Source organism: Vulcaniibacterium tengchongense (assembly GCF_003814555.1).
Taxonomy (GTDB): domain Bacteria; phylum Pseudomonadota; class Gammaproteobacteria; order Xanthomonadales; family Xanthomonadaceae; genus Vulcaniibacterium; species Vulcaniibacterium tengchongense.
Genome location: NZ_RKQN01000001.1, coordinates 993,061 through 1,009,250, shown reverse-complemented (window position 1 = coordinate 1,009,250; position 16,190 = coordinate 993,061). Strand labels below are relative to the sequence as shown.

At 72.7% G+C, this 16,190-nt stretch carries 15 protein-coding genes and 1 pseudogene; 13 read left to right on the top strand and 3 right to left on the bottom strand.

The features are described from left to right. Positions 1-26 precede the first annotated feature (26 nt). From rlmN to moeB, 9 genes are all read left to right on the top strand, one after another. A complete protein-coding gene (rlmN, locus tag EDC50_RS04475) occupies positions 27-1,253 on the top strand; it encodes a dual-specificity RNA methyltransferase RlmN (RefSeq protein ID WP_123769237.1) in 1,227 nt (408 codons plus the stop codon). A 40-nt stretch (positions 1,254-1,293) separates the two neighbouring features. Next, the gene (gene pilW / locus EDC50_RS04470; protein WP_123769236.1) at positions 1,294-2,103 is read left to right on the top strand and encodes a type IV pilus biogenesis/stability protein PilW; all 810 of its coding nucleotides are present in this window, start codon (positions 1,294-1,296) and stop codon (positions 2,101-2,103) included. Between the two features lie 4 nt (positions 2,104-2,107). Continuing rightward, positions 2,108-2,935: a RodZ domain-containing protein gene (locus EDC50_RS04465; protein WP_123769235.1), complete on the top strand. Its 828-nt coding sequence runs from the start codon at positions 2,108-2,110 to the stop codon at positions 2,933-2,935. Between the two features lie 105 nt (positions 2,936-3,040). Next, a complete protein-coding gene (locus tag EDC50_RS04460) occupies positions 3,041-3,670 on the top strand; it encodes a YfgM family protein (protein ID WP_123769234.1) in 630 nt (209 codons plus the stop codon). After that, positions 3,670-4,869: an outer membrane protein assembly factor BamB gene (gene bamB, locus EDC50_RS04455; protein ID WP_170167589.1), complete on the top strand. Its 1,200-nt coding sequence runs from the start codon at positions 3,670-3,672 to the stop codon at positions 4,867-4,869. Before EDC50_RS04460 ends, bamB begins: the two co-directional genes overlap by 1 nt. A gap of 186 nt (positions 4,870-5,055) precedes the next feature. Then, entirely contained in the window at positions 5,056-6,456 is a 1,401-nt protein-coding gene (der, locus tag EDC50_RS04450) for a ribosome biogenesis GTPase Der (RefSeq protein ID WP_123769232.1), read from the top strand. A 73-nt stretch (positions 6,457-6,529) separates the two neighbouring features. Next, complete coding sequence (mobA, locus tag EDC50_RS04445) at positions 6,530-7,108, top strand: molybdenum cofactor guanylyltransferase (protein ID WP_123769231.1); 579 nt, start codon at positions 6,530-6,532, stop codon at positions 7,106-7,108. Next, a complete protein-coding gene (locus EDC50_RS04440; RefSeq protein ID WP_123769230.1) occupies positions 7,105-8,325 on the top strand; it encodes a molybdopterin molybdotransferase MoeA in 1,221 nt (406 codons plus the stop codon). Before mobA ends, EDC50_RS04440 begins: the two co-directional genes overlap by 4 nt. Positions 8,326-8,396: 71 nt before the next feature. After that, entirely contained in the window at positions 8,397-9,533 is a 1,137-nt protein-coding gene (gene moeB / locus EDC50_RS04435) for a molybdopterin-synthase adenylyltransferase MoeB (protein ID WP_123769229.1), read from the top strand. Between the two features lie 162 nt (positions 9,534-9,695). Here the strand turns inward: moeB and EDC50_RS04430 are convergent, their stop codons facing one another. After that, positions 9,696-10,469 carry an alpha/beta hydrolase gene (locus EDC50_RS04430; RefSeq protein ID WP_123769228.1) on the bottom strand — a complete coding sequence of 258 codons (774 nt, stop codon included), beginning with the start codon at positions 10,467-10,469 and terminating at the stop codon, positions 9,696-9,698. 6 nt (positions 10,470-10,475) lie between these two features. Beyond that, entirely contained in the window at positions 10,476-10,784 is a 309-nt protein-coding gene (locus EDC50_RS04425) for a DUF1244 domain-containing protein (RefSeq protein WP_123769227.1), read from the bottom strand. A 106-nt stretch (positions 10,785-10,890) separates the two neighbouring features. On the opposite strand from EDC50_RS04425, the gene folD reads away from it, so the two are divergent. The 3 genes from folD to guaA all read left to right on the top strand — a co-directional run bounded on the left by folD (position 10,891) and on the right by guaA (position 15,159). Then, positions 10,891-11,763 (top strand): bifunctional methylenetetrahydrofolate dehydrogenase/methenyltetrahydrofolate cyclohydrolase FolD, encoded by an 873-nt coding sequence (folD, locus tag EDC50_RS04420; RefSeq protein ID WP_123769226.1) that lies wholly within the window; start codon positions 10,891-10,893, stop codon positions 11,761-11,763. A gap of 245 nt (positions 11,764-12,008) precedes the next feature. Further along, positions 12,009-13,466: an IMP dehydrogenase gene (gene guaB / locus EDC50_RS04415; RefSeq protein ID WP_123769225.1), complete on the top strand. Its 1,458-nt coding sequence runs from the start codon at positions 12,009-12,011 to the stop codon at positions 13,464-13,466. A 124-nt stretch (positions 13,467-13,590) separates the two neighbouring features. Continuing rightward, positions 13,591-15,159: a glutamine-hydrolyzing GMP synthase gene (gene guaA / locus EDC50_RS04410; RefSeq protein ID WP_123769224.1), complete on the top strand. Its 1,569-nt coding sequence runs from the start codon at positions 13,591-13,593 to the stop codon at positions 15,157-15,159. 18 nt (positions 15,160-15,177) lie between these two features. Here the strand turns inward: guaA and EDC50_RS04405 are convergent. Then, positions 15,178-15,678 (bottom strand): annotated as a pseudogene (locus tag EDC50_RS04405) (LysR substrate-binding domain-containing protein); the annotation flags it as partial. On the opposite strand from EDC50_RS04405, the gene EDC50_RS04400 reads away from it, so the two are divergent. After that, positions 15,672-16,118, top strand: coding sequence for an MFS transporter (locus EDC50_RS04400; RefSeq protein ID WP_123769222.1), 447 nt, complete (start codon positions 15,672-15,674; stop codon positions 16,116-16,118). The pseudogene EDC50_RS04405 and the gene EDC50_RS04400 overlap by 7 nt on opposite strands. Positions 16,119-16,190: the final 72 nt, after the last annotated feature.

The window sequence follows — 16,190 nt, the reverse complement described above, 5'->3', positions numbered from 1 at the left end:
CGCGCCCCTGCCCACGGAACGATGCCATGACCGACCCGCGCGCCATCGCCCTCGACCTCGTGTCCGCCGAAGCGGCGGCGCCGGGCGCGCGTGCGCCGGAGAGCGCCGCCCCGGCGGCCAGGACCAACCTGTTCGATCTCGACCGCGCCTCGCTCGAGCGTTTCTTCGAGGAGACGCTCGGCGAGAAGAAGTTCCGCGCGCACCAGGTGATGAAGTGGATCCACCACCGCTACGTCACCGACTTCGCGCAGATGACCGACCTCGGCAAGGCCCTGCGTGCCAAGCTCGAGGCGCATGCGGTGGTCCACGCGCCGCAGCTGGTCTTCGACAAGGCCTCCGCCGACGGCACCCACAAGTGGCTGCTCGGCATGGACCCGAAGAACGCCATCGAGACCGTCTACATCCCGGACAAGGGGCGGGGCACGCTGTGCGTGTCCTCGCAGGTCGGTTGCGCGCTGAATTGCCAGTTCTGCTCGACCGCCACGCAGGGCTTCAACCGCAACCTGTCCACCGCCGAGATCATCGGCCAGGTCTGGATCGCCGCCCGCCACCTCGGCAACGTGCCGCACCAGCAGCGCAAGCTCACCAACGTGGTGATGATGGGCATGGGCGAGCCGCTGGCCAATTTCGACAACGTCGTGCGCGCGATGAGCATCATGCGCGACGACCTCGGCTACGGCCTCGCCAACAAGCGCGTGACCCTGTCGACCGCGGGCATGGTGCCGATGATCGACCGCCTGGCCGAGGAGAGCGACGTGTCGCTGGCGGTGTCGCTGCACGCGCCGTTCGACGAGCTGCGCACCGAGCTGGTGCCGCTCAACAAGAAGTACCCGCTGGACCAGCTGATGGAGGCCTGCGTGCGCTACGCGCGGCGCAAGAAGTCCTCGGTGACCTTCGAATACACCCTGATGAAGGGGGTCAACGACCAGCCGCAGCACGCGCGCGCGCTGGCGCGGCTGATGCGCCAGTTCGACAACGCGGTGCAGATGAAGGACGCGGCCAAGGTCAACCTGATCCCGTTCAACCCGTTCCCGGGCACCCGCTTCGAACGCCCGGACGAGACCGCGATCCGCGCCTTCCAGAAGCTGCTCAACGACGCCGGCCTGATCGCGCCCGTCCGGCGCACCCGCGGCGACGACATCGACGCCGCCTGCGGCCAGCTCAAGGGGCAGGTGATGGACCGCACCCGGCGCCAGGCGGAGTTCCGCAAGCAGTTGCAGGCGCGCGGCGTCGGGCACGAGGCGACGCGATGAGCGGGGCAGGGGCGATGGGATGAAGGCCGGGGCGCGCCGCATGCGGGGTCTGCGAGGGCTGGCGGTCGCGCTGGCCCTGGTGGCCGCCGCCGGTGCCTGCAACCGGCTGACCTTCGTCCGTCCCGATTTCAGCCGCGGCGACTTCCAGCCGACCGCGCGGCAAGTCGAGGTCAGCGACCGCAAGCGCGACCCGGCCGAGCGCGCGCGCGAACGCCTGCAACTGGCCCAGGAACGCTATCTGGTCGGCGACCACGCCGCGGCCGAGCGCGAGGCGCGGCAGGTCCTGAAGGCGCTGCCGCGGTCGGCCGAGGCCTATGCGCTGCTGGCGGCGGTCGCCGATCGGCGCGGCGAGGACGCGAAGGCCGGCGAGCTGCACCGGCGCAGCGTCGAACTGGCCCCGACCTCTGGGCCGATGCTCAACAACTATGGTGTCTGGCTGTGCGGCCACGGCCGCGAGGCCGAATCGCTGGCCTGGTTCGACCGCGCGCTCGCCGACCCGGGGTATTCGACCCCGGCGGTGGCGCTGGCCAACGCCGGGCGCTGCGCCTGGCGCGCCGGACAGGGCGAGCGCGCCGAACGCGACCTGCGGCGCGCGCTGGCGTTGGACCCGCAGAATCCCGTGGCCCTGGGCGCCCTGGCCGAACTCGAATTCGCACGGGGCAATGCCCTGAGCGCGCGCGCGTTCTCCGAGCGCCGCCTGGCCGCGGCGCCGGCGGACCGCGAGGCGCTGTTGCTCGCGTCACAAATCGAACAGAAACTCGGCGACACGGCGGCCGCCGCGAGATACGTTCAGCGCTTGAGGGCGGAGTTCCCCGACGCGCGGAACTCCGGGGACGGGGGAAGACGGTAAGACGATGATGCAGTCGAACGAATTCGCGCCCGAGAACGGCGCCGATTTTGGCGCGCGCCTGCAGCGCGCCCGCGAACAGGCGGGGCTGACGCACGAGGACGTGGCCGCGCGGCTGAAGATTCCCGTGCGGGTGATCCGCCAGCTGGAGGCGGGCGACTACGCCCAGCTCGGCGCGCCGGTGTTCGTGCGCGGGCAGCTGCGCAGCTACGCGCGCCTGCTCGGGGTCGACCTGGAGGACCTGAACCGCTCGCCGGTGGCCCAGGTGGCGCCCTCGCCCCTGGTCAGCCACGTGCACACCCCGCGCTACAAGCGCGTGCTCGAGCAGGCGGGGCGGCGTGCGATCTACATCGTGATGACCGCGGCCATCGCCGTGCCGGTGTGGTTCGGCACGTTCGGTTCGCGCACGCCGCAGGGGCAGGCCGACGTGGCGTCGCTGGACGTGGACCCGGCGCAGGTCGCCGACGCTCCCGCGCCGGTCGCGCCGCGCGCGCCGGCGCCCACGGTGGAGCGCACCCCGCTGGTCGCCTCGATGGCGCCGCTGCCGGCCCACACCCCCGCCGCGCCGCAGCCGGCGCTGGCCCTCGAGTTCACCGGCGAAAGCTGGATGCAGGTGCGCGGCCCCGACGGCAAGGTCGTCGAGGAGGCCCTGCTCGGCGCCGGCGAACGCCGCAGCTACGACGCCGGCGCGGTGGCCCGCGTGGTGCTCGGCAACAGCGAGGCGGTACGCGTGCTGCGCGGCGGCCAGCCGGTCGACCTGGCGCCGTTCAGCCGCGCGAAGGTCGCGCGCTTTACGCTATCCTCTGACGGTTCCCTCGCGCCGGTCGCCGACTGACCCGCGTCGCGGGTCGCAAGCGTCGCAGGTCCGCGTTGCGGGCCTGCTTCCTTTTTGCCGATTCCCGCCCGCGCGCGGGCGACGGCGCATCACGGCAGCCCCGGAATGGCGATAGACGATCTCCTCGACGAACACGAACAAAGCGAACGCGTCCTGCAGTGGCTGCGCAACAACGGCGCGGCCCTGTTCGGCGGCATCCTGCTCGGCTTGGCCGCGATCGGCGGCTGGAAATGGTGGCAACACCGCGAAGCCGAGCAGCGCCTGACCTTCTCCACGCGCTACCAGCAGGCGGTCGACGCGATCGCCGCCAAGGACAAGCAGGCTGCGGCCAAGGTCGCCGCGCTGGGCGACAGCGTCTACCGCCCGCTGGCCGCGCTGCAGCTGGCCAAGGCCCAGGTGGAGGCCGGCGAGCGCGATGCCGCCATCGCCACCCTGCGCGGCGTGCGCAGCGAGGACCCGGCGCTGCAGGCGCTCGTCGAGCAGCGCCTGGCGCGCCTGCTGATCGACGCCAAGCAGGCCGACGCCGCGCTCAAGCTGGTGGCGAACGCGTCCACGCCGGCGGCGTTCGAGATCCAGGGCGACGCCCAGTACGCCCTCGGCCGGCGCGACCAGGCCCGCGCCGCGTACGAGCAGGCGCTGACCCGGCTCGACGTCGCCTCGCCGCAGCGCCGCGTGCTCGAGCTCAAGCTCACCGAAGTCGGCGGCACGCCCGCCAAACCCGAGGCCAAGTCCTGATGATGTCCCGCTCGATGCTGCTGCGTTCCTCGCTGGCGCTGCTGTGCGCGTTCGCGCTCGGCGGCTGCTCCACCATCAAGGGCTGGTTCGGCGATGGCGACAAGGAGAAGGAAGCCAAGGCGGGCGAGCCGGCGGAACTGACCGACATCACGCCGAGCGTCGAGGTCGCCAAGCTGTGGTCGGCGCGGGCCGGCAAGGGCGAGGGCCGGATCGGCGTCGGCCAGCGGCCGGCGGTCGCCGACGGCCGCGTCTACGCCGCCGCGATCGAGGGCGGCGTGCGCGCGCTCGACCTGCAGACCGGCAAGCAGGTGTGGGAATTCCGTCCGGAGAAGAAGTCCGGCCTGCGCCTGTCCGGCGGCCCGGGAGCGGGCGAGGGACTGGTGGTGGTCGGCGGGCTCGACGGCGAGGTGATCGCGCTCGACGCCGCCAGCGGCGAGGAGAAGTGGCGCGCCGAGGTGCCGAACGAAGTCATCGCGCCCCCGGCGATCGGCCTGGGCATGGTGTTCGTCCGCTCCAACGACGGCCGCGTGACCGCGTTCGACGCGGCCACCGGCGAGCGCCGCTGGTTCTGGACCCAGGACGTGCCGCCGCTGTCGGTGCGCGGCAACGACGCGCCGGTGCTGGGCCCGGGCTTCGTGTTCGTCGGCAACGACGACGGCACGGTCACCGCGCTGGCCGCCAACGACGGCCGGCCGCTCTGGGACCAGGCGGTCGCGCAGCCGGAAGGCCGCACCGAACTGGACCGCATGGCCGACATCGACGGCACCCCGGTGCTGGAAGGCACCACGCTGTACGCGACCAGCTTCAAGAACGCCACCCTGGCGATCGACGCGCCGAGCGGGCGGCCGATGTGGAACAGCGGCCAGGGCGGTGTCGGCCGGCTCGGCGTCGCCGCCGACCGCCTGATCGTCACCGACCGCACCGGCACCGTCTACGCGCTGGACAAGGCCACCGGAAGCGCCCTGTGGTCGCAGCCGGCGCTGCTGAACCGCAAGGTGAGCGCGCCGGCGGTGCAGGGCGATTACGCCGTGGTCGCCGACTACGACGGCTACGTGCACTGGCTCAAGCTGGAGAACGGCGAGTTCGCCGCGCGCGAGCGCGCCGGCGGCGAGGCCGTGAAGGCCGCGCCGGTGGTCGCCGACGGCGTCCTCCTGGTCCAGAACGTCGACGGCGAGCTGACCGCGTTCAAGCTGCAGTAACGCGGTCCCTATTGCGAACGCGGAACGGCCGGCCCGGTGCCGGCCGTTTCCTTTTCGCGGCCGGGCGGTCATCATGCGCGGGTCCGACCGGCGGCCGCCAGCGCGAGCTCCCGGTGCCGCGGGATGCCGCCGCTCGCGGCCGCCGACCGAATCCCGCTTCTCCCATTTCAATCCGGCTTCCCGCCCATGCTCCCGCTAGTCGCCCTCGTTGGCCGTCCCAACGTCGGAAAATCCACGCTGTTCAACGCGCTCACGCGCAGTCGCGACGCCCTGGTCCACGACCAGCCCGGCGTGACCCGCGACCGCCATTACGGCGTGTGCCGGCCGGAGGGCAAGCGCGCGTTCGCCGTGGTCGACACCGGCGGCATCGCGGGCGAGGACGAGGGCCTGGCCGGCGCCACCGCGCGCCAGGCCCGCGCCGCCGCCGAGGAAGCCGACCTGGTGCTGCTGATCGTCGACGGCCGCGAGGGGCCGTCGGCGCTCGACGACGAGATCCTCGACTGGCTGCGCAAGAGCGCCAAGCCCACCCTGCTGGTGGTGAACAAGACCGACGGCATCGACGCCGAAGCGGCGCTGGCGGAGTTCGCCCGCTACGGCATCGCCGAGATGCTGGCGATTTCCTCCGCGCACCGCCGCGGCATCGACACGCTGGTCGAGCGCGTGCTGGAGCGTCTGCCCGAGGAAGGCGCGATCGCCGAGCCGGACGAGGACCCTTCGCGCGTCCGCGTGGCCTTCATCGGCAGGCCGAACGTCGGCAAGTCGACCCTGGTCAACCGTTTGCTCGGCGAGGAGCGGATGATCGCCTCCGAGGTGCCGGGCACCACGCGCGACTCGGTCTCCATCGACATGGAGCGCGACGGCCGCCGCTACCGCCTGGTCGATACCGCCGGCCTGCGCCGCAAGTCGCGGGTCGACGAAGCGGTGGAGAAGTTCTCGATCGTCAAGACCCTGCAGGCGATCGAGCAATGCCAGGTCGCGGTGATCCTGCTCGACGCCAGCGAGGGCATCACCGACCAGGACGCGACCGTGCTCGGGCACGCGTTGGACGCCGGCCGCGCGCTGGTGATCGCGGTCAACAAGTGGGACGGGCTCAGCGAATACCAGCGCCAGCAGGCCGAAGCGTTGCTGACCCGCAAGCTCGGCTTCGTCGACTGGGCCGAGGCGGTGCGGATCAGCGCCAGGCACGGCTCCGGCCTGCGCGAGCTGTTCAAGGCGATCCATCGCGCGCACGCCTCGGCCACGCGCGAGTTCGGCACCAGCGAGGTCAACCGCGCACTGGAGATGGCCTGCCAGAGCAATCCGCCGCCGAGCGTGCGCGGCCACGCGCCCAAGCTGCGCTACGCCCACCCGGCCGGCAACAACCCGCCGACCTTCGTGGTCCACGGTACCCGCCTGCGCACGCTGGGCGACTCCTACAAGCGTTACCTGGAGAACTTCTTCCGCAAGCGTTTCAGCCTGGTCGGCACGCCGGTGCGATTCCTGTTCAAGGAAGGCGCGAACCCGTACGAGGGCCGCAAGAACGAGCTGACCGAGCGCCAGCTCGCGCGCCGCCGCCGCCTGATCCGCCACGCCAAGCGCGGGAAGTGACGCGCAGGCGCCCGCCGCCAGGCATCGCGGGCAGCCCACTGCGAAGGGATCGCCGGAGACGGATAATCCTGCGATGACTCCGGACGACGTCACCCTCGGCCTGCTCGCCGGCGGCCGCGCCGCGCGGCTCGGCGGGACCGACAAGGCCTGGCTGGTGCGCGACGGCGTGCCGCAGGTGCTGCGCTGGCAGCGCCGCTTCGCCGCCGAGGTCGCCGAGGTGCTGGTCGGCGCCAACCGCGACCTGCCTCGCTACGCCCAGGCCGGCTTGCGCGCGGTGCCCGACCGCGTGGCCGGGCAACCCGGGCCGGTCGCCGGCCTCGACGCGCTCGCCGCGGCTTGCGCCACGCCGTGGCTGCTGACCCTGCCGGTCGACCTGGTCGGGGTCAACGAATGCCTGCTGCCGACGCTCGCTTCCGCCGGGCGGCACGGCGCGTACGCGGTGGACGACGACGGCGTGCAGCCGCTGGTCGCGCTTTGGGACACGTCGGCGTTGCGCGACGCCGCGGCGCGGGCGCTCGTTGCCGGCGAGTACGCGGTCCAGGCCCTGCAGGCCGGACTCGGCATGGCCGCGGTGCGCCTGCCCGGCGTACGCTTCGGCAACCTCAACACGCCCGCGGACCTGGCCGCGGCCGGAATCGAACCGCCACGATGAGCTCGTTTCCCACCGGATTGCCGTTCGACGACGCCATGGCGCTGCTGCGCGGGATCGCCGCGCGCCATCGCCTGGATGCGCAGCAGACCACGCTGGCGCGCGCGCACGGCCGGGTGCTGGCGCGCGACGTGGCCGCGCCGCTGGCGCTGCCGCCGTTCGACAACAGCGCGATGGACGGCTTCGCTTTCCGCCATGCCGACTTGAACGGCGAGACGGCGCGCCTGCGCCTGGCCGGCGAGCAATTCGCCGGTCGCGCCGCCGGCCTGGCGGTGGGCGAGGGCGAATGCGTGCGCATCACCACCGGCGCGCCGCTGCCGCGCGGCGCGGACACGGTGGCGATCAAGGAGAACGCGCGCGTCGATGGCGAATACGTCGACCTGCCCGGCGACGCGCCACCCGGGGCGAACGTGCGCCGCGCCGGCGAGGACGTGGCCGCCGGCGAGACCGTGCTGCGGGCGGGCCAGCGGCTGACGCCGGCGCGGATCTCGCTCGCGGCCGCGCTCGGCCTGGCCTCGGTCGACACGGTGCGCAAGCCGACGGTCGCGGTGTTCACCAGCGGCGACGAGCTGGTGGAGCCCGGGATGACGCTCGCGCCCGGCGAAATCTACGACAGCAACCGCGAACTGCTGATGGGCCTGCTGCGCGGCGACGGCCTGGAACCCACGGCCTGGCCGCGGCTGCCGGACGATCCCAAGCGCGTCGAGATCGCGTTGCGCGACGCAGCCTGTGCGTTCGACCTGGTGCTCACCTGCGGCGCGGTGTCGGCCGGGGAGAAGGACCACATCCCGGAAGTGCTGGCGCGCTTCGGTCAGATCCATTTCTGGAAGGTGCGGATGAAGCCGGGCATGCCGCTGCTGTTCGGCAGCCTGGACCAGGCGCGGGTGCTGGCGCTGCCGGGCAACCCGGTGTCGGTGTTCGCGACGTATCTGAGCTTCGGCCGCGCGCTGATCGATGGGGTGCAGGGCTGCGCCGAGCCGCGGCCGGTCGAACGCGCCCAGCTCGCCGCGCCGGTCGACAAGCCCCACCCGCGGCGCGAGTTCCTGCGTGCGCGGGTGTTCTGCGACGACCGCGGCGTGCTGCGCGCCGACCCCCATCCGGCCACCGGTTCGCACCGCCTGCGCGCGGTGGCCGAATCGAACGCGCTGATCGTGGTGCCCGACGGGCCGCAACGGCTCGCTGCCGGCGAGGTCGTCGAGGTGCTGCGCTACGCGCCCTGAGCAGCGCCTGCGCGCCGCGCCGGAATGCTGCGTTGCGTCCCGTGGCCGCGCGAAAGGCGGATAATCCGCGCATGGCCGACGCCCGCGAAATCGAACGGATCGCCCCTGCCGAGGCGTTGCGCCGCCAGCGCGGCGGCGCGGTGCTGATCGACGTGCGCGAGGCGCACGAGCGCGCCGCGGGCCAGGCCGAAGGCGCGCACGGCATCGCCAGGGCCGAGCTGGAAGCCGATCCCGCCGCGGCGCTGCCGGATCGCGGCGCCGAGGTGCTGCTGATCTGCCAGTCCGGCGCGCGCTCGCTGCAGGCGGCGCAGGCGCTGGTCGCCGCCGGCTACCGGCGGGTGGCGTCGGTCGAGGGCGGCACCGCGCGCTGGATCGCCGACGGCCTGCCGGTCGCGCGTGCGGAAGAAGCGGATTTCTACGACCGCTATTCGCGCCATCTGCGCCTGCCCGAGGTCGGCGAGGCCGGGCAGCGCCGGTTGCAGGCGGCGCGCGTGGCGCTGGTCGGCGCCGGCGGGCTCGGCTCGCCGGCGGCGTTCTACCTCGCCGCGGCGGGCGTCGGCACGCTGGCGCTGGCCGACGACGATACCGTGGAGCGCAGCAACCTGCAGCGGCAGATCCTGCATGCCGAGGCCCGGATCGGCGTCCCCAAGGTCGAATCCGCGCGCACCGCGCTGGCCGCGCTGAACCCGCGCACGCGGATCGAGACCCTGGCCGAGCGGATCACCGCCGCCAACGTCGAGCGCCTGATCGCCGACGCCGACGTGGTGATCGACGGCGCCGACAACTTCCCCGTCCGCTACCTGCTCAACGACGCCTGCGTGAAGCTGGGCAAGCCGCTGGTGTACGGCGCCGTGCACCGCTTCGAGGGCCAGGTCAGCGTGTTCGACGCGGGGCGCCGGCGCGGTGAGGCGCCGTGCTACCGCTGCCTGTTCCCGGAGCCGCCGCCGCCGGAGGCCGCGCCGAACTGCGCCGAGGCCGGCGTGCTCGGCGTGCTGCCCGGCGTGATCGGCCTGTTGCAGGCGACCGAGGCGGTCAAGCTGGTCCTGGGGCTCGGCGAACCGCTGAGCGGCCGCCTGCTGCACTTCGACGCGCTGGCGATGCGCTTCCGCGAGACCCGGCTGGGCGCCGACCCGGAATGCCCGATCTGCGCGCCGGGCCGTCCGTTTCCGGGCTACATCGATTACCAGCGCTTCTGCTCGGCCGGTTGATTCGATCCTCACCCCGGCCCCTTCCGCCGCAAGGGGGAGGGGGCTATCCGGCAGGCTGCGGTTCTCTCCCGGTTCCGCGTGGCTTTCGATAGCCGATGGGACTCCGGTGCGCGCGGCCAAGCCTCTCTCCCGCTTGCGGGAGAGGGTGAGGCGCGCTAGGGCCTACCGCAGGAACTCGGCCAACGCCGCTTCGAACGACGGGTCCGCGCCGAGGCTGTCGTGGGTCGCGCCGGGCACGACCGCCACGCGCGGCGGCCTGCCCAGCGCCGCGATCAGGCGTCGCGTGTTCGCGGCCGGGATCAGGGTGTCGCGGCCGGCGCTTACCACCAGCACCGGCCCGGCGTAGCCGGCGAGGTGGCGCGCCGATTCGAAGCGGTCGCGCAGCAGCCGGCGCACCGGCAGGAACGGATAGTGGGCGCGGCCGACCTCCGCCAAGCCGTCGAACGGCGCCACCAGGACCAGCCGCGCCACCGGGCGCTCGGCCGCGAGCCGCGCGGCCACCCCGCTGCCGAGGCTGGCGCCGATCACGTCGATCGGCTGGCCCGGGTGCCGGGCCCGCGCCCAATCGTGGATCGCGCGCGCGTCCGCGGCGAGCGCGGCCTCGCTCGGCGTGCCGTCGCTGGCGCCGTAGCCCCGATAGGCGAACAGGTACACGCTCCGGCCGGGGAACAGGCGGGCGAACTGCTCGCGCCGCAGCTCGACCCGTTCGGCGTTGCCGCCGAAGTACAGGATCGGCCGCGGGGCGGACGGGTTCAGCGCCCAGCCGCGCAGGCGCACGCCGTCGCCGCGGTCGAGCTCGATGTCGGGCGCCGCGGCGGCCGGGCGGGTGAGGCGCGGGTAGTAGATCAGCGCCCGCTGCTGCCAGTAGAACCCCAGGCACAGCGCGGCATAGGCCAGCGCCAGCACGATGCCCAGGCGCAGCAGCCACGCGGCCATCGCCGCTCAGCCCGAATGGCGGCGCTGCGCGGCCTCGAACGCGGCCAGCTGCTCCGGCGTCGCCTCGCGCTGGTGCCGGGCCTTCCATTGCGCGAACGGCTCGCCGTAGACCGCCTCGCGCGCCTCGTCCTTGGTCATCGCGATGCCGCGCTGCGCGGCGGCCTCGCGGTACCAGTCGGCGAGGCAGTTGCGGCAGAAGCCGGCGAGGATCATCAGGTCGATGTTCTGCACGTCCGGACGCTGCTGCATCAGGTGCCGGCGCAGGCGGCGGAACACGGCCGCTTCGATCTGGGTGGTCTCGAAATCGTCGCTCATGGTGGGTCCTGGCGGGGGGCGGGCCCGCGCGCGCGGGGCGCGGCGGCAGCGGCGGTTGGGCGATAATGCGCGCTCCGCACTCTAGCGCAGGCACCGTAGACACCGCATGGCTCCCGAGCAGACCGCCCGCATCCTCGACGGCAAGCGCATCGCCGAGGCGCTGCTCGAGGAACTCAAGGCGCGGGTCGACGCGCGCGTCGCCGCCGGCAAGTCGCGCCCCGGGTTGGCCGTGGTGCTGGTCGGCGACGACCCGGCCTCGGCGGTGTACGTGCGCAACAAGCGCCGCGCGGCGCAGAAGGTCGGCATCCGCGCGATCGACTACGACCTGCCGGCCTCGACCTCCGATGCCGAACTGCTCGCGCTGATCGACCGCCTGAACGCCGATCCGGAGGTCCACGGCATCCTGGTCCAGCTGCCGCTGCCGGACCGGCGCGACGCGACCGCGCTGATCCACCGCATCGACCCGCGCAAGGACGTGGACGGCTTCCACCCGGAGAACGTCGGCCACCTGGCCCTGCGCCAGTTCGGCCTGCGCCCGTGCACGCCGCGCGGCATCACTACGCTGCTGGCCTACACCGACCGGCCCGTGCGCGGGCAGAGCGCGACCATCGTGGGCGTCTCCAACCACGTCGGCCGGCCGATGGCGCTGGAACTGCTGATCGCCGGCTGCACCGTGACCTGCTGCCACAAGTTCACACCGCCCGAGGTGCTGGAAGCGGCGGTGCGCGGGGCGGACATCCTGGTCGTCGCGGTCGGCCGGCCCGGCCTGGTCCCGGGCGAATGGGTCAAGCCGGGCGCCGTGGTGATCGACGTCGGCATCAACCGGCTCGACGACGGACGCCTGGTCGGCGACGTCGGCTTCGCGGCGGCGGCGCGGCGCGCCAGCTGGATCACCCCCGTGCCAGGCGGCGTCGGGCCGATGACCGTGGCCACGCTGATGCAGAACACGCTGGAAGCGGCCGAGGCGGCGGACGAGTAGGGCAGGCGCGGCCCGCTTCTGGTCCCTGGCAGTCGATCGCATCACCGGAAGCGGATGCGCCGGGCTCCGGTCCCGCGCCGGCGCGCTGGCGGAAGAGCACGGTCGCGGGCCCCGCGCCGCGGCATCGCGGAGCCGGGGAACCGGATGCCGCGCGATCGGCGGCGGGACAGCTTTCCAGGGCCGCAACGAGCGCTGCCGCCCGCGCCGGGTTACAATGGCGCGCTTCATCCTCCCGGCCCCCGCCCATGCTGCGCATCCAGGCTGAAGCACTCACGTTCGACGACGTCTCGCTCGTCCCGGCCCATTCGACCGTCCTGCCCAAGGACGTCTCGCTCGAAACCCGGCTCACCCGCGACCTGAGGATCCGCCTGCCGATCGTCTCGGCGGCGATGGACACGGTCAGCGAAGCCCGCCTGGCGATCGCCCTGGCCCAGCTCGGCGGCATCAGCATCATCCACAAGAACATGAGCCTGGAGGCCCAGGCGGCGCAGGTCGCCTCGGTGAAGAAGTTCGAGGCCGGGGTGATCAAGCAGCCGTTCACGGTCGGGCCGGACACCACCATCGGCGAGGTGCTGAAGCTGACCCGGGCGCGCAACATCTCCGGCGTGCCGGTGGTCGAGGGCGGCCAGCTGGTCGGCATCGTCACCAGCCGCGACATGCGCTTCGAGAAGAAGCTGGACGCGCCGGTCAGCCACATCATGACCAAGAAGGACCGCCTGGTCACGGTGAAGGAGGGCGCGTCCGACGACGAGGTGCTCGAGCTGCTGCACAAGCACCGCATCGAGAAGGTGCTGGTGGTCAACGATGCCTTCGAGCTGCGCGGGCTGATCACGGTCAAGGACATCCAGAAGAAGCAGGACAACCCGAACGCCGCCTACGACAGCAGCGAGCGCCTGCTGGTCGGCGCCGCGGTCGGCGTCGGCGGCGACACCGAGGCGCGGGTGGAGGCCCTCGCCGCGGCCGGCGTCGACGTGATCGTGGTCGACACCGCGCATGGGCATTCGCAGGGCGTGCTTGACCGGGTGAGGTGGGTCAAGAAGCACTTCCCGCAGTTGCAGGTGATCGGCGGCAACATCGTCACCGGCGACGCCGCGCTGGCGCTGATGGACCACGGCGCCGACGCGGTGAAGGTCGGCGTCGGCCCCGGCTCGATCTGCACCACCCGCATCGTCGCCGGCGTCGGCGTGCCGCAGATCACCGCGGTGTCGATGGTCGCCGAGGCGCTGGCCGACCGCATCCCGCTGATCGCCGACGGCGGCATCCGCTATTCCGGCGACATCGGCAAGGCGCTCGCCGCGGGCGCCTCGAGCGTGATGATCGGCGGCCTGTTCGCCGGCACCGAGGAGGCGCCGGGCGAGGTCGAGCTGTTCCAGGGCCGCAGCTACAAGAGCTACCGCGGCATGGGCTCGCTGGGCGCGATGGAGCAGGGTTCCAAGGACCGCTATTTCCAGGACGCGAGCGACGCCGACAAGCTGGTGCCGGAGGGCATCGAAGGCCGGGTGCCGTACCGCGGCACCCTGCGCGGCGTGGTCCACCAGCTCGCCGGCGGCCTGCGCGCGACCATGGGCTACGTCGGCTGCGCCACGATCGAGGAAATGCGCAAGAAGCCGAGCTTCGTGCGCGTGACCAACGCCGGCACGCGCGAGAGCCACGTGCACGACGTGCAGATCACCAAGGAACCGCCGAACTACCGCGCCGGCTGATGCCGGCCCGAGGGATGGGGGATTCGGGGTCCGGGATTCGCAGAAGCCCGCCGGGTTCCATCCCGAAGCGACGGCTCTTCCGGTTCCCGCGAAGCCCCACTCCCCACTCCCGAATCCCGGCGCCATGACCGACATCCACAGCGACAAGATCCTGATCCTCGACTTCGGCGCGCAGTACACGCAGCTGATCGCCCGCCGCATCCGCGAGATCGGCGTTTATTGCGAGATCTGGGCCTGGGACCACGACCCGGGCGAGATCGCCAAGTTCGGCGCCAAAGGCATCATCCTCTCGGGCGGCCCGGAGTCGACCACCGTCGAGGGCGCGCCGAAGGCGCCGCAGGAAGTGTTCGACGCCGGTTTGCCGATCCTCGGCATCTGCTACGGCATGCAGACCCTGGCCGCGCAGCTCGGTGGCGCCACCGAGGCCGCCGACGCGCGTGAGTTCGGCCACGCCGAGGTCGAGTTGATCGCGCACGACTCGCTGCTGGACGGGCTCAAGGACCACCCCGGCTCGCCGCCGCGGCTGGACGTGTGGATGAGCCACGGCGACCACGTGGCCAAGGCGCCGCCGGGCTGGACCGTCACCGCGCGCACCGACCGCATCCCGGTCGCGGCGATGGCGCTGGAGGAGAAGCGCTGGTACGGCGTGCAGTTCCACCCGGAGGTCACCCACACCAAGTCCGGCCAGGCGCTGCTGCGCCGCTTCGTGGTCGACATCTGCGGCTGCCGCACCCTGTGGAACGCGGCCAACATCATCGAGGACCAGATCGCGCGCGTGCGCGAGCAGGTCGGTTCCGACGAGGTCGTGCTCGGCCTGTCCGGCGGCGTCGATTCCTCGGTCGTGGCGGCGCTGCTGCACAAGGCCATCGGCGACCAGCTGACCTGCGTGTTCGTCGACACCGGCCTGCTGCGCTGGCAGGAGGGCGACCAGGTGATGGCGACATTCGCCGAGCACCTGGGCGTGCGCGTGATCCGCGTCGACGCGCACGAGCGCTACTTCGAGGCACTGCGGGGCGTGGCCGACCCGGAGGCCAAGCGCAAGATCATCGGCAACCTGTTCGTCGAGATCTTCGACGAGGAGGCGGCCAAGCTGAAGAACGCCAAGTGGCTGGCGCAGGGCACGATCTACCCGGACGTGATCGAGTCGGCCGGCAGCAAGACCGGCAAGGCCCATGTCATCAAGAGCCACCACAACGTCGGCGGTTTGCCCGAGGACATGAAGCTCGGCCTGGTCGAGCCGCTGCGCGAGTTGTTCAAGGACGAGGTGCGGCGCCTGGGCGTGGAACTGGGCCTGCCGCGCGAGATGGTCTACCGCCATCCGTTCCCGGGGCCGGGCCTGGGCGTGCGCATCCTCGGCGAGGTCAAGCCGGAATACGCCGACCTGCTGGCCAAGGCCGACGCCATCTTCATCGACGAACTGCGCCGCGCCGACCTGTACGACAAGGTCAGCCAGGCCTTCGCGGTGTTCCTGCCGGTCAAGTCGGTCGGCGTGGTCGGCGACGCCCGCGCCTACGAATGGGTGATCGCACTGCGCGCGGTCGAGACCGTGGACTTCATGACCGCGCACTGGGCGCACCTGCCGTACGACTTCCTCGGCCGCGTCTCCAACCGCATCATCAACGAGCTGCGCGGCGTTTCCCGGGTCGTCTACGACATCAGCGGCAAGCCGCCGGCGACGATCGAGTGGGAGTGAGCGCGCGGCGCCGGCCGCTCAGGGCTCGACGATCACCGCGCCGCGGATGAAGGAGCGGGCCGCGTCGCGGTCGCGCGCGACTTGCTCGCACAGCCATTCGCGGAAGGCGGCGATCTTGCGGCTGGCGTGCCGGGCGGCAGGGTAGGCGAACCAGAACGTCCTGCCGTCGCCGGCGACGAGGTCGTGCGCCGGAACCAGCCGGCCGGAAACCAGTTCGCCGCGGAACAGGATCGGCGAGCCGATCGCGACGCCGTGCCCGGCGACGGCCGCGGCGATGTCCAGGTGCTCGGCCGACAGCCGCGTCCCGAAACGGTCGGGCGCCAGCCGCTCGGTGCGGCCGAGCGCGCGGTACCACAGCGCCCACCAGTCCGGGCGGCCCAACAGCGGGACCCGCAGCGGCCGGCGCGGGTCGGCGATGCCGGCGGCCGCATCCTTCAGCGCCGGCGCGCACAGGGGCATGAACAGGCTCGGCAGCAGTTCGACCGTGCGCAGGCCCGGCCAGCGGCCGTGGCATCTACGGCGTCGAAGGGCTGGCGGGTCTGGGCGGACGGCTGCTGTTCGGCGTGCTCGCCGACCGCTACGGGGTCAAGCCGGTGCTCGTCGCCGGCCTGCTGGTGCAGGCGCTGGCGATCGGGGCCTACCTGTTCGTCGGCCGGCTCGGCGAGTTCTACGCGCTCGCGGTGGTGTTCGGCACCGCCTACGGCGGGGTGATGCCGCTGTACGCGGTGATGGCGCGGGAATACTTCGGTCCGCGCATCATGGGCACCGTGCTGGGCGCGGCGATGATGGTGTCGAGCCTGGGCATGGCCCTCGGGCCGGTGCTCGGCGGCTGGCTGTTCGACCGCTCCGGCGCCTACACCTGGCTGTTCGTCGGCTCGTTCGCCGTGGGCCTGGGCGCGGTCGCGGTGGCGCTGGCGTTCCCGCCGCTGCCGCGAAAGGCGCGGACCGCGGCGGCGTAGCGGGCCGCTACGAAGGAACCGCATCGCCGCAAGCCGGGGTGCGAGGCGGTCCCGCACGCCCCCCGGCGATGC

Coding starts and splice junctions, on each gene's coding strand:
- der (WP_123769232.1), top strand. CDS start 5,056: ATGCTCCCGCTAGTCGCCCTCGTTGGCCGTCCCAACGTCGGAAAATCC.
- rlmN (WP_123769237.1), top strand. CDS start 27: ATGACCGACCCGCGCGCCATCGCCCTCGACCTCGTGTCCGCCGAAGCG.
- EDC50_RS04425 (WP_123769227.1), bottom strand. CDS start 10,784: ATGAGCGACGATTTCGAGACCACCCAGATCGAAGCGGCCGTGTTCCGC.
- EDC50_RS04430 (WP_123769228.1), bottom strand. CDS start 10,469: ATGGCCGCGTGGCTGCTGCGCCTGGGCATCGTGCTGGCGCTGGCCTAT.
- bamB (WP_170167589.1), top strand. CDS start 3,670: ATGATGTCCCGCTCGATGCTGCTGCGTTCCTCGCTGGCGCTGCTGTGC.
- EDC50_RS04465 (WP_123769235.1), top strand. CDS start 2,108: ATGATGCAGTCGAACGAATTCGCGCCCGAGAACGGCGCCGATTTTGGC.
- guaA (WP_123769224.1), top strand. CDS start 13,591: ATGACCGACATCCACAGCGACAAGATCCTGATCCTCGACTTCGGCGCG.
- pilW (WP_123769236.1), top strand. CDS start 1,294: ATGCGGGGTCTGCGAGGGCTGGCGGTCGCGCTGGCCCTGGTGGCCGCC.
- folD (WP_123769226.1), top strand. CDS start 10,891: ATGGCTCCCGAGCAGACCGCCCGCATCCTCGACGGCAAGCGCATCGCC.
- moeB (WP_123769229.1), top strand. CDS start 8,397: ATGGCCGACGCCCGCGAAATCGAACGGATCGCCCCTGCCGAGGCGTTG.
- guaB (WP_123769225.1), top strand. CDS start 12,009: ATGCTGCGCATCCAGGCTGAAGCACTCACGTTCGACGACGTCTCGCTC.
- EDC50_RS04460 (WP_123769234.1), top strand. CDS start 3,041: ATGGCGATAGACGATCTCCTCGACGAACACGAACAAAGCGAACGCGTC.
- EDC50_RS04440 (WP_123769230.1), top strand. CDS start 7,105: ATGAGCTCGTTTCCCACCGGATTGCCGTTCGACGACGCCATGGCGCTG.
- mobA (WP_123769231.1), top strand. CDS start 6,530: ATGACTCCGGACGACGTCACCCTCGGCCTGCTCGCCGGCGGCCGCGCC.